The sequence below is a fragment of the Neobacillus drentensis genome (genome assembly GCF_036965645.1).
Lineage (GTDB): Bacteria > Bacillota > Bacilli > Bacillales > Cytobacillaceae > Neobacillus > Neobacillus drentensis_D.
The window spans coordinates 907-12,463 of the sequence record NZ_JBALPZ010000164.1 but is presented as its reverse complement, the minus strand read 5'-3'; the positions used below and the strand labels follow the sequence as shown (position 1 = coordinate 12,463).

11 protein-coding genes and 1 tRNA gene are annotated in these 11,557 nt (G+C 40.1%); 4 read left to right on the top strand and 8 right to left on the bottom strand.

Features of this window, described 5'->3' with window-relative positions; translation table 11 throughout:
- Nucleotides 1-204 precede the first annotated feature (204 nt).
- A complete protein-coding gene (locus V7266_RS25635) occupies nucleotides 205-1,092 on the bottom strand; it encodes a LysR family transcriptional regulator (RefSeq protein WP_335472076.1) in 888 nt (295 codons plus the stop codon).
- Nucleotides 1,093-1,296: 204 nt separating this feature from the next.
- Here V7266_RS25635 and V7266_RS25630 point away from each other — a divergent pair, with 204 nt between their 5' ends.
- From V7266_RS25630 to V7266_RS25620, 3 genes are all read left to right on the top strand, one after another.
- Nucleotides 1,297-2,097: an aldo/keto reductase gene (locus V7266_RS25630; protein ID WP_335472075.1), complete on the top strand. Its 801-nt coding sequence runs from the start codon at nucleotides 1,297-1,299 to the stop codon at nucleotides 2,095-2,097.
- A gap of 25 nt (nucleotides 2,098-2,122) precedes the next feature.
- Nucleotides 2,123-3,322 carry an MFS transporter gene (locus V7266_RS25625; RefSeq protein ID WP_335472074.1) on the top strand — a complete coding sequence of 400 codons (1,200 nt, stop codon included), beginning with the start codon at nucleotides 2,123-2,125 and terminating at the stop codon, nucleotides 3,320-3,322.
- Nucleotides 3,323-3,386: 64 nt separating this feature from the next.
- Entirely contained in the window at nucleotides 3,387-4,037 is a 651-nt protein-coding gene (locus tag V7266_RS25620; protein WP_335472073.1) for an SDR family NAD(P)-dependent oxidoreductase, read from the top strand.
- Nucleotides 4,038-5,340: 1,303 nt separating this feature from the next.
- On the opposite strand, the gene V7266_RS25615 is transcribed toward V7266_RS25620, so the two are convergent.
- Nucleotides 5,341-6,453 (bottom strand): NADH:flavin oxidoreductase, encoded by a 1,113-nt coding sequence (locus tag V7266_RS25615; RefSeq protein ID WP_335472072.1) that lies wholly within the window; start codon nucleotides 6,451-6,453, stop codon nucleotides 5,341-5,343.
- A 98-nt stretch (nucleotides 6,454-6,551) separates the two neighbouring features.
- Nucleotides 6,552-6,884, bottom strand: a complete 333-nt coding sequence (locus tag V7266_RS25610; RefSeq protein ID WP_308172278.1) for an ArsR/SmtB family transcription factor — start codon at nucleotides 6,882-6,884, stop codon at nucleotides 6,552-6,554.
- 408 nt (nucleotides 6,885-7,292) lie between these two features.
- Here V7266_RS25610 and V7266_RS25605 point away from each other — a divergent pair, with 408 nt between their 5' ends.
- The gene (locus V7266_RS25605; protein WP_335472071.1) at nucleotides 7,293-8,153 is read left to right on the top strand and encodes a tyrosine-type recombinase/integrase; all 861 of its coding nucleotides are present in this window, start codon (nucleotides 7,293-7,295) and stop codon (nucleotides 8,151-8,153) included.
- A gap of 126 nt (nucleotides 8,154-8,279) precedes the next feature.
- Here V7266_RS25605 and V7266_RS25600 read toward each other — a convergent pair.
- The 5 genes from V7266_RS25600 to V7266_RS25580 form a co-directional block, all read right to left on the bottom strand.
- Nucleotides 8,280-8,369, bottom strand: a tRNA-Sec gene (locus tag V7266_RS25600).
- A gap of 107 nt (nucleotides 8,370-8,476) precedes the next feature.
- Entirely contained in the window at nucleotides 8,477-9,088 is a 612-nt protein-coding gene (locus V7266_RS25595) for a thermonuclease family protein (RefSeq protein ID WP_335472070.1), read from the bottom strand.
- A gap of 55 nt (nucleotides 9,089-9,143) precedes the next feature.
- Nucleotides 9,144-9,566 (bottom strand): hypothetical protein, encoded by a 423-nt coding sequence (locus V7266_RS25590; protein ID WP_335472069.1) that lies wholly within the window; start codon nucleotides 9,564-9,566, stop codon nucleotides 9,144-9,146.
- Between the two features lie 67 nt (nucleotides 9,567-9,633).
- A complete protein-coding gene (locus tag V7266_RS25585; protein WP_335472068.1) occupies nucleotides 9,634-10,896 on the bottom strand; it encodes a replicative DNA helicase in 1,263 nt (420 codons plus the stop codon).
- On the bottom strand, nucleotides 10,896-11,557 hold a 662-nt coding region (locus V7266_RS25580; protein ID WP_335472067.1), incomplete at its 5' end, for a DnaD domain protein. The genes V7266_RS25580 and V7266_RS25585, both read right to left, overlap by 1 nt.

Genomic DNA, 11,557 nt, shown 5'->3' with positions numbered 1-11,557 from the left:
TATCAATAGTGATATTTATTCAAAATTAGCTCCGACACATCTCCAAATCGCTTTGCCTTTTATTATAGTAATTCCGTTTATTTTTAATTGAAGATATGCAAGTTTTTATTCACTTCTTGCATATTTTCAGCTTTTTTTTCATTCAAAAGACATACTGCCATAAACAGTATGTTTTAAATACCAAATACACAATTGGGACAGGAATTATTTCAAAACGTTTGCCTTTTTGATTGTATCAATAAAAGCCATGAAAGCTTTGGATGGCTCATTGGCATATACAATCCCAAAGGGAATCTCATAATCCCATTCTACAGGAATCGTCACAAGGGAAGGATGTACCTCTGCCCAAATATCCAGTGTTTCCATGACATAATTCATCTGCTCACATTTATTGAAAACATCTGCATCATAGAAATTTGGTGTGTCTATGATATGGATTTCTGGATGTTTTGCTTCAATCTCATCCCGCAAGCGGTCTAAAACCAGAGCTTCGCCACGTTTTACAAGCATAAGAGTTTCTCCGTATAAATCTTCCCATTTCAATAGCTTTTTCTTTGCTAGTCGGTGTTTACGTGAAACAGCTATGCAGCATTGATTCATTCCAAGCAAATGGACATTGTATTGCTTCATCCACTGAATAGAGCCGCAGGGACCTACAAAACAGTCGATCTCCTTGCCTAAAGAGGCAACAGTAGAGATCATATCGTCTTCAAAGGGGACAATTTTTATCTGGAAAGGTAAATTGCCGCCATCAATTTTTGACCATAGATCAATCAGTATCTTGCTTGGACGCAGCAAAGAAGTTCCAACTCGTATGACGTATTGTTCTTCACCTGCTATCTGTCTGGCACGCTGGATGGCGCTGTCGGAAGCTTGAATCATCTGCTTTGCATCATGATAAATAGAACTTCCGGCTGCGGTCAAAAATACGCCTTGGTTTGTTCGCTCCAGTAGTTTCACTCCTATATCACTCTCAAGAGCATTGATCTGTTTCATTACGGATACGGTAGAGATAAACAGTTTTTCTGCTGCTTTGGAAAAGCTCCCACAGTCTGCTACTTGAATAAATGTATAGATTTGTCTATTGTACATGCAACACCTGCTTTAACTTTAAGTTAAAGCTATGTTAGCTTTTTAGTGTATTCACTGTCAAGTGGCTATGGATTAAAATTCAAGAGTATTAATGTTAAAACTTGGGACAGTCATTCAAGCTTCCGGTCCTTGGTTTAACATTAAGGAAATCTTACAGATTGGAACAAAGGGCAAGAGATGTTTTTCAGTAAGGGGGGGAAAATTGTGGAGTCTATCACTTTGAATAATGGTGTGAAAATGCCAATTTTGGGATTTGGAGTTTATCAAATCAGTGCCAGAGAATGTGAGCGATGCGTTTTCGATGCAATCGATGTTGGATATCGTTCGATAGACACAGCACAGGTATATGGCAATGAAAAAGAGGTCGGGATTGCAATCCGAAAATCCGGTGTGCTGCGCGAAAACTTGTTTATTACATCCAAATTGTATATACCGTATGGCGGTTACCGAAAAGCCGTAAATGCAATTGATCAATCATTACGAACGATGAAGCTCGATTACATTGACCTGCTTTTGATGCACGAGCCTTTTCCTGACTATCACGGGATTTATCGTGCCATGGAGGAAGCTTATCAAAGCGGAAAAATAAGAGCAATTGGAGTTTCTAATTTTAATCCCGATGTATTTATGGATGTGGTTGAATCCTGCAATGTCATTCCTGCGGTCAATCAGGTGGAGACACACGTATTTCGGCAGCAAGCGCAGGCACAGGAAATAATGAAACAATATGGCACGCAAATTGAATCTTGGGCTCCTTTTGCAGAGGGAAAGAATCACTTCTTTTCTAATGAAACATTAAGAGAGATCGGGAAAAAATATGAAAAGTCGAACGCTCAGGTGGGTCTTCGATATTTAATCCAACGCGGAATCGTTGTGATTCCTAAATCCACCCATAGGGAACGAATGATTGAAAATATGGATGTCTTTGACTTTACGTTATCTGATAATGATATGGCGATGATTGCCCTGTTGGAAGAAGGCAGAAGTCTGTTTTCATGGTATTAACTATCTCAATAAGGAGGTCCTTTCTTTGAAAGAAGCAGATTTAAAAGTTAATCATGAAACTTCGGAAAGAAGTTATTCTCTCATAACAGCAATACTTTTTTGGTGTGGTTTAGTTGTTGTATCTAGCCTATATATCACCATTCCCTTGGTTTCAGTATTTGCAGAAGCGTTTAAAGTATCAACGTCACAAGCAGCCTGGATCGGCAGTGCATTTTCATTTTGTTATGCTGTGGGTTTTTTATTTATCGGTCCCTTATCAGATCGGTATGGACGAAAGCAAATTATTTTAATTGGACTAATTGTGTTAACCATTGTTTCACCTGTAATTGCATTGCTTGATAATTTGTCTTGGTTGATTGCTCTTCGGGCGATACAAGGAATTGCTGCTGCAACGTTTGCTCCAGCTGCACTTTCGTATGTAGTAGAACATTTTCCAGCAGAAAAACGGATTACTACAACTGGATTTGTTAGCACAGGATTTTTAATGTCTGGAATTGTTGGTCAGGTGTTCAGCAGTCTAATAAGTGAGAACTTTGGTTGGAACTTTGTGTTCTATATCCTTGGAGTGGTTTATCTAATCACTGCAATATTAGTAACGTTTTTTATCCCAATGAGTGATGCTCCACAAATAAAAGGCAGTATGCTTGACTCTTTTAAACAAATGGGAAAGGTTTTTACACAAAAATCCTTAATTTTGTGTTACATCATCACTATAACGCTTTTACTTTCTTTTGTTGGTATGTATACAACGCTAGGGAATTATTTAAGTGGAACATTCGGTCTTAATAATCAAGATATTCTGTATGTGCGATGTGTCGGCATTTTAGGTATGTTAGTTTCTCCGTTTTCTGGAAAACTGGTCACAAAGTTTGGTATTCACGCCGTTATTAGAGTTGGCTTATCTTTAGCCGTTTTAGGTCTTGCGATTTTAGGAGTTAGCACTAATTTGGTCTTCCTTATCGTGATGAGTGTTGTTTTTGTGGCTGGCGTCTCCATAACCATTTCTACCCTAATCTCACTTGTCGGACAATTAGGAGGAATGGCACGGGGCGCTGCGATTTCACTGTTCTCGTTTATTCTATTTATGGGTGCAACTCTTGGACCGATTGTAGCTATGGGTATATTGAGCATAAGTAGCTATCTTTTAACGTTTGAATTGTTAGCACTTTTATTAGGAGTAGGATTAATCGCCTCAATTCTTATTAAAAGTCGAGACCAGGTGTAGCGCAGGAAAAGGATAATATTGGTCTTGTTTGTTGAGTTTACTAAAATTTTAGGAGGATAAAAAAATGAATAAAAAGCTTATCGTCGTTGTTGGAGCAGGTCCTGGTGTCGGGAATCATGTCGCAAAAAAATTCGGTGCCAATGACTTCCGTGTTGTTCTAGTTTCTCGTAATCAGGAAGCGCTGAAGCAATATGTGCAGGAGTTGAGCTCGGAAGGAGTAGAAGCTTACGCAGTAGCAGCGGATGCGGCAAGTCCAGCATCACTAACAGAAGCTTTTGACCAAATCAAGAAAAACTACGGTACAACTGATGTTCTGGTGTACAACGCTGCAGTTTTGAAAGGCGGAAAACCAACTTCTTTGACAGCAGAATCCCTTGTGTCTCATTTTCAGGTGGACGTAGCCGGTGCCTTGCATTGTACACTTCAAGTTATTCCAGATCAAGTAGCACAAAAATCAGGAACAATCCTCTTCACGGGTGGCGGCTTGGCGATGTATCCTTCGGCAGCCTACACTGCTTTGGGCATAGGCAAATCTTCTCTACGCAACCTAGCCTTTACTCTGGCAGAAGAACTAAAGCCTCAAGGCGTTTTTGTCGGCACGGTTACAATTGCTGGCGCTGTCGCTCCGGGCACTCATTTTGCGCCTGAACTAATTGCAGAGAAATATTGGGAGCTATATCAAAAGCGTGAAAAACACGAAATTGTATACAGCTAAGGTTGAGGCTGATGTTGTTCTGATTTAGAAACCTTTGTGTTATTGAACATAAAAGTATGACTTGTATGTCTTGGAACAAATAATCTCTGTTGGTTCACAGAGCTCAAAGCTACACTAATTACGATTTAACTTAACATTTTTATTTAATGCATCAAACGGAATCATTTTAAATGAAGAGTTAAAGTAAGCCGATTTTCCTTTTTTTATTTGGGATAATCGGCTTTTTCTGTAACTTTGTGAAGGAATACACTTAAACTAAACTCCCAGTTAATACAATAAGCACTGCTTGACAATTATGTATAAATATTAGCAGTTATACAAAGCTACATCGGGTAATGATTCAAACTGATTAATAAACATACTGCCAAAACCTACATCATTTAAATGCCAGAAACAGAAAGGGTGTGACCAAAAATTTGCGGAATCGTTCAGACTTTATACGGAGCCTCATCCTTTTGTTAATATGAACAAATGGGTTAAAGTCAAAATGAAACATTAAGATGCCCCTTTCACGCATTGGAAACACATTGTTTAGAGGGCGAATTTATGCGCTATCCCCTATACTCTTCTCCCTTGAAGCAACGTAGAATTTTTCATGGGCAGGACCTCCTTTATTAATTTTTCAATCAAATGTTCTCTATCTAATAGTAGAAGCCCTTCTTTGATTACAGCCACAAGAATGTACCATATCTGCCATGTTTTTTACCAGCAGTTGCCACGAAATTTACCACTTGCTGTCAAAGAATTTACCAATAGAAAAACGTCAACGATTTTGAAGTAAAAAAGCCTACATCCTCCTTACCGAGGATATAGGCTTTTGGTCTTCCGCAATCACTCCGATTGTGGAATATCGTTTTCTATTGAATAGTATCGTTGTACTGTGCATTAATATCTTGTACACAATATTTCATTCTCACATTTACTGCATTGACATACTGATAAAATGTTTTCGGTAGTTTTATCAACTTATATATCCCAGTATTCTATTGAGAATCCATGTTCTAATCCTCTAAGACATCGCATTTGAATCTTGTAGCACCAGTTGAGTCTTTCCAAACTGTGTTCAACTAAGCAAGGAAATCGAGTAAACTAGGCGGGTCGCAGGGACAGGCACTTTGCGACTCGGATTCACGAGCATTAATATCCAAAATAAAGGATCGGCAGAGTAAAATTATCTCTGTGGAGCCTTTTAAATGAGTAATAGAATCTAATGTCCCATTTACGAGGAACCCATCCTTTAAATTTTCGGTAAATAAGATAAATCCTTAAAAATGAGTATAGGAACCTGTCCCTAAAACACAGATTAGCTCAGCGTACCAAGTGCCTCACGGGTAAATGCTTGAAGTTCATCATTGCGGCCATCGCGAATTTTGGCTGCCCATGCCGGGTCGTTCAAGAGGGCACGGCCTACCGCAACTAGGTCGAATTCTCCGCGTTCAATGCGTTCAATCAGGCTATCGATACCGGCAATTTGTCCACCTTTTCCTGATTCAAACAAGCTAGTGAATTCGGAATCAAGGCCAACTGATCCAACTGTGATGGCTGGTTTGCCAGTTAGCTTGCGTGTCCAGCCTGCCAAGTTAAGGTCAGAGCCTTCAAATTCTGGTTCCCAAAAACGGCGTGTGGAAGCGTGGAAAATATTGACGCCTGCTTCAGACAATGGTTTAAGGAAACGTTCCAGTTCTTCAGGAGTTGCAGCCAGCTTTGCTGTGTAATCAACCGGCTTCCATTGGGAGAAACGGAAGATAATTGGGAAGTCAGGACCGACTGCAGCTCTCACCGCTTCGATAACCTCTACCGCAAATCGGGTACGGCCAATCATATCGCCGCCATACTCATCTGTTCGCTTGTTGGTCACTTCCCAGAAAAACTGATCGATGAGATAACCGTGTGCGCCGTGAATCTCCACCGCATCAAAACCGATGCGCTTTGCATCTGCAGCCGCTTGTGCATAGCTTTGAACAAGACCGCGGATTTCCTCGGCTGTCAGCGGATCAGATACTTGTTTTCCAGTCAGACTCAAGCCGGATGGGCCGATTGGATCGGCATCTGAATCAGGAAATTTCTTTCTTTCGCGAGCCGTGCCAGTATGCCAGATTTGTGGAGCAATTTTGCCGCCTGCTTCATGTACTTCCCGAACAACGTGTGCCCATCCTTCAAGTGCTTCTTCACCATAGAAGTGGGGCACATTATGGTCGGCCGGTGCTGCCGGATGGTTGATAACCGTTCCTTCTGTAATAATAAGACCGACACCATTTTCTGCTCTGCGGCGATAATATCCAGCCACATCTGGACCCGGAACGCCATTTGGGGAAAAGCAGCGTGTCATGGGAGCCATGACAATGCGGTTTTCTAGCTTCAGATTGCCGCCTTCAAAAGCCTCAAATAAAGGTGCTGCTACTTTGGATAAGTTCATCGTACTCTCTCCTCATATCGCTGTTTTTTTAAATCTATAAAAATGAATATACAGATATATAGATTAATATGCAAATAATAAAGCCGTACATTATTAAGTTAATCCACTTTTGCGTGCAATCCAGCTGCGAATTGTTCCAAAAACTCAGCAATTGCTTCTTCATTGCGCCTGTAATATGTCCACTGGCCGAAGCGGCGTGACTCAAGCAAGCCAATCTTCTGCATGGAAGACAGATAAGAGGAAATAACAGACTGTGCGAGGCCGGACTTCTCTTGAATGCTTCCTACACATACACCGCCTGGAAATTCTTCTTTGATGGCCGTGGGCAGGTTCGCGTTCATTTCTCCTGGTTCCTTCAGCCAACAAAGAATATTGAGTCGCGTCTCATTGGACAGAGATTTCAGCACAGCAAGTATCTCTTCGTTCTTCATGTATTGACACCCATTTCTACTTTGTTTAACTCAGTATACCACAGATGGTTTTTGGGGACAGGTCCTAACAGTTCTTGAATCCGATATTGCTTCCACAAAGATAGAAATCTATCACTTTTGTTATCATTACTTACGTTGAATACGGTGGATTTTCATACTATAGATAGCTGCCCTTTATTTTAAGTGAAAAGCTTCACAATATAACAAACTTTGATATTAAAATATGAACAAAACTTAACGAATTTTTGTTTATATTTTCCACAATTGGGAATTGTTGCTGCACAGTATAAGTCTACTACGTAATACAAGAGTTAATCTGGACCATTTGCAGAGGGCTGATCTTATTGAAAGTCAATCAATTTTTTATAACATTTTGATTCTCAAAACTATGGTTTTATATCTTTTATCATGATTACGCAACATTTAAAGCCTGGGTTAGGACATATTAAAATTTCAAAATTACAACCCGCTCATTTACAAGAATATTATGTTCAAAAATTATATAATGGAAAATTAGATGGCAGTGGCCTTTCAGCAACATCGGTAAAACACCACCATAGGCTTATCTTTAAAGCGCTAAAAGATGCAGTAAAATGGCAACTTTTATCTAGGAATGTTGCTGGAGCAGTATCACCGCCAAAAACGAAAAAAGTTGAAATGCACACTTGGGATCATGAACAAGTTATAACATTTCTGGAAGTGGCTAAAGGCTCTTCATACTATCCAATTTACTTAACAACTATATATACAGGAATGCGCCGTGGCGAGGTGTTAGGATTGCGCTGGCAGGATATCGATTTTGATAATCTTGTGATATCTGTAAGACAATCATTACAAGAAGTAAAAAAGGTTGGCTTAACGTTTAAAGAACCAAAATCGGGCAAAAGTAGGTCAATCACAATTACACCTAACCTAGCAAAGGAATTAAAAAAATTATACAAACCGCAATTAGAATATAAGCTCCTGCTAGGCCAAGATTATCATGATTTTGATTTAGTATTTGCTCAAAAAAACGGAAAACCGATTCAGCCAACAGAAATGGCAAGGAATTATCGTAAGTTCGTTGAAATTAGTGGCTTGCCATATATAAGGTTTCACGATTTAAGGCACACCCATGCTACACTAATGCTGCAGCAAGGAATACACCCAAAAGTTGTTTCAGAAAGATTAGGGCATTCTACAATCGGTATCACCATGGATACTTACACTCACGTATTACCAAACATGCAAAAAGAAGCTGCTCAACAATTTGAGCAACTTATTAAGTAATTATTATTTTAAATTATTCCTTGTGACCAAACTGTGACCAATGAAGATATTTTTGCCTTGGAAAGGGGGCAAAAATATCCTTCTATCCTCAATATAAGCCCTCATAAATCCTTAAATATCAAGGGTTGGCGGGACTGCGTGGGAATCGAACCCACCAGACCTGACACGCAGGTCTCAAGCAGTTTTGAAGACTGTGGAGGACAGTATCGCATTCTCAATTTCAAAAGCCTTTTCTGAACTATCGCCTAAATTTTGAAGCATCAATATTTCTTGGTGAAGGATTTTCGGTTATATCATAAAAGACCATACTCTAATTGGTTATATTATGGCACACACCCACTAAACCCCCACCTTGTCACAAAGTTCTGTCGGCTCCAGATATTTAATTTCTCTCTTCTTGCCAAACTTTCAACGTCTCTATATAATACCAAATATTTATAAGGTGGACTCATAATATACGCTACTCGTGCGAATCCTTCTTTTAGCAGCGTTCCTTGAACAGATTGGCCATCAATATAAACATAGGCCAAGAGCCGGCCATAGGCATCCCTTATGTTCCCCTGCTCGTATTCTATCGTTAGAGTGCCGCTCTTCACCAGTCCGTCATTCCTTAAGAAAGCTTCCTTAGCGTAAGGCTGGACACACATGTCTGGCTTTTTCGATTCCGGTGTATCAATCAATAAATAACGAACCGTTTCAATTTTCCCTTTCACTCTTACCTTTATGGTATCTCCATCAATGGTATCCACCAATGTGACAGGCACTTGTCCTGTCGGGATGACCAATGCTTCATCCATAAGTGAAGTACTCGCTATCACCTTATCCTGCTGTACGCTGACCGTTGGCTTTGAATCTTCTTGCTGATAGGATGGCGAATGTAAGGCTAGAAGTGTTGTGGCTGCTACTAATGCGGCTCCTGTTATTCTTTTTCGCAAAATAACTACCTCCTACATTCAAGCTTCTAGGTCTACAAACTGTCCAAATTGCTCGTTAAAGCCTTTTAAAATACCCTGCAATCGCTGGAAAACTCTCATATTCCTTCCTCATCTCTCGAAATGAAACCACTCCATTTCCTCTAGTAAACTCAAAATCCAGGCAAGATTCGTGACAGTTCATGGGCATTTGCTGAAATGTTTTCGTATAGAACTGGATGGCCTCTAGCTTGTTTTTCGCAAAGATAAACACAAATTCCTTTGGTTTCATTTTCAATGAGTAAATGCAAACTTTATGAAATCCTAACACATTGTTTTCAATCATTTCAGCTACCTTCTGATGGTCTGCTTCTTCTAAATCTAAATTGGACAGGTTATCCTCTAATGAAATCTTCCTCTCTGCTAGTAAATGGTGTATGTAATGGGCCAATGATGATTCTTCATAACGTAAACTATCAAGGTAAAGATCTTTCACAAACATCTAATGACACCTCGATATTCAAAATTTTTGGCAAGCTTGGCTTTCGTGCTCATATGACTCAACCAAGTTAGGCAACAGTCACACTGGTTTCCTTTTGGTCCACAATCCTTCCTGTATGCTCGTTATAATTCACCGTAATGCTTCCAACGGGACCATTTCGGTTTTTCGAGACTATGATCTCAAGGGTTTGATCGTCGATTTCCTTGTTATAATACGTCTCACGATATAAAAACAAAATCACATCGGCGTCTTGTTCCACACTGCCGGATTCGCGAATGTCAGACATCATTGGCCGTTTATCCGCTCTTGATTCCACTGAGCGATTTAACTGCGCCAAACAAATGACGGGGCAATTAAAGTCCTTCGCCATCGTTTTCAGAGATTTTGATATTTCCGTGACCTGTAGGTGAGAATTCCCTCCGTACATTTGTCCTGACTGGATTAAGGTTAAGTAATCAATCAAAAGGATCGGTTTCTTGGATGGAAATTGATTCATCATTTTCCGCGTTTTCGCTCTGATTTCGGCAATGGATTGTCCTGCCCCATCAAAAATTTGTATATGAGTTTGATTGAGCGCACCAATCACATCCGACCATTTATCCTTTTGACTTTGACTGAGCATTCTTTTTGGATCCCGCATTTTTGCACGGTTAAAGCCACCTGTTGAAGCCATTAATCGTGTAGTAATCAGCTTTTCAGGCATTTCCAAGGAAAATACGAGTGGCAAGTAACCAGCCCAGCCCGTCATTTTGGCAAAATGCAGCATTACATCGGTTTTCCCCATCGAGGGTCTAGCAGCTATAATTGTTACTTCGCCATCCTGGAAGCCACCCGTCACCTCGTCGAGCTTTATGATGCCGGTTGTGGCACTTTTCAGCGATGCTTGATCTTCCCAAGGGGCCTCATAAATATCGGATAAAGCTTGTTGTAAAGACGTGTGATCCACCATTTTCATTTGGTTAATGTTATCCAATTCGGCTATGACTTTTGCAATCTCCCAATCATTCAGGGCTGCCATCGTCAAGATTTGTCTCTTTTCCCGTTCCTTCCATAGGTCGAGAATGAGCTTCTCCGTACCTTCAAATTTTTCAAGATCCGCAAACGATAACAGCTCTGAAAGATAAGACATACCCCCGAAGGATTCGAGGTCGGGTAAGGTGGTCAAGGTGATCAAATCGATATTCTTACCGGCCCGGTTTAACTCCACCATTTTTCGCATTAATTCTTTATGCCTGGTGCTTTCGAGCTGGTCAGGCTGGACCACAGTATCCTTGAGTAAATACTCTGCTTTGATTAAACACCCTAAGAACGCTTTTTCTGCTACACTCATCACTCTTCACCCGCCGTTAAATCTAGTTTAAATCCACTTGGAATTTGTCTTCCGTTTGACATGGCAGGTTGCTTGTCCTTGGGTAGCGGCTTTTGGTTCTCATGATACGAATCTATTTCTTCTACCGTCAGAAGAGAATCATTTTCCCAGTTTTTCAAAATCCCAACCACATAACTCAGCCTTCGCTTGTTATTGGCACAGGCAATATTCATCGCTTTTAAAATGACTTCTTTCGGCTGTAGGAAGCGGGAATCCTCTAACCAAGCTAATAGCTGCTGTTTCGCATTAATGTTTGAAAAACCAAATCCATTGTTGTCCCAAAACTCAACGATTTCTTGCACTTCTATTTGGTTACTCTGTAATGGATTCTCGATGTCTGGATTTTTCTCTACATATGGATTAAAAGATTCTTGTTGTTGTTTTTCTTTTTCTTTTTCTTTTTCTTCTTCTTTTTGTCCACCTGACGTATAACGATGCGTCAACGTATCGTCACTCATTCCGTATGGAGGTTCTAGATATGTATCATTTTCAACTTGATCAATAATCTCATCGCTGAAAAACATCTCTTCTTGTTTACAAAAAGATTCATACAAGCTGCGAATTTCCTGTTTCTGAATAGGTTCCAAAACATATCGAATTAGTGAGAGATCCTCTACCTCTT

Excerpts from the sequence above, each read along its gene's own strand:
- V7266_RS25620 (WP_335472073.1), top strand. The coding sequence starts at position 3,387 with ATGAATAAAAAGCTTATCGTCGTTGTTGGAGCAGGTCCTGGTGTCGGG.
- V7266_RS25610 (WP_308172278.1), bottom strand. The coding sequence starts at position 6,884 with ATGAAGAACGAAGAGATACTTGCTGTGCTGAAATCTCTGTCCAATGAG.
- V7266_RS25635 (WP_335472076.1), bottom strand. The coding sequence starts at position 1,092 with ATGTACAATAGACAAATCTATACATTTATTCAAGTAGCAGACTGTGGG.
- V7266_RS25585 (WP_335472068.1), bottom strand. The coding sequence starts at position 10,896 with ATGAGTGTAGCAGAAAAAGCGTTCTTAGGGTGTTTAATCAAAGCAGAG.
- V7266_RS25605 (WP_335472071.1), top strand. The coding sequence starts at position 7,293 with ATGATTACGCAACATTTAAAGCCTGGGTTAGGACATATTAAAATTTCA.
- V7266_RS25590 (WP_335472069.1), bottom strand. The coding sequence starts at position 9,566 with ATGTTTGTGAAAGATCTTTACCTTGATAGTTTACGTTATGAAGAATCA.
- V7266_RS25615 (WP_335472072.1), bottom strand. The coding sequence starts at position 6,453 with ATGAACTTATCCAAAGTAGCAGCACCTTTATTTGAGGCTTTTGAAGGC.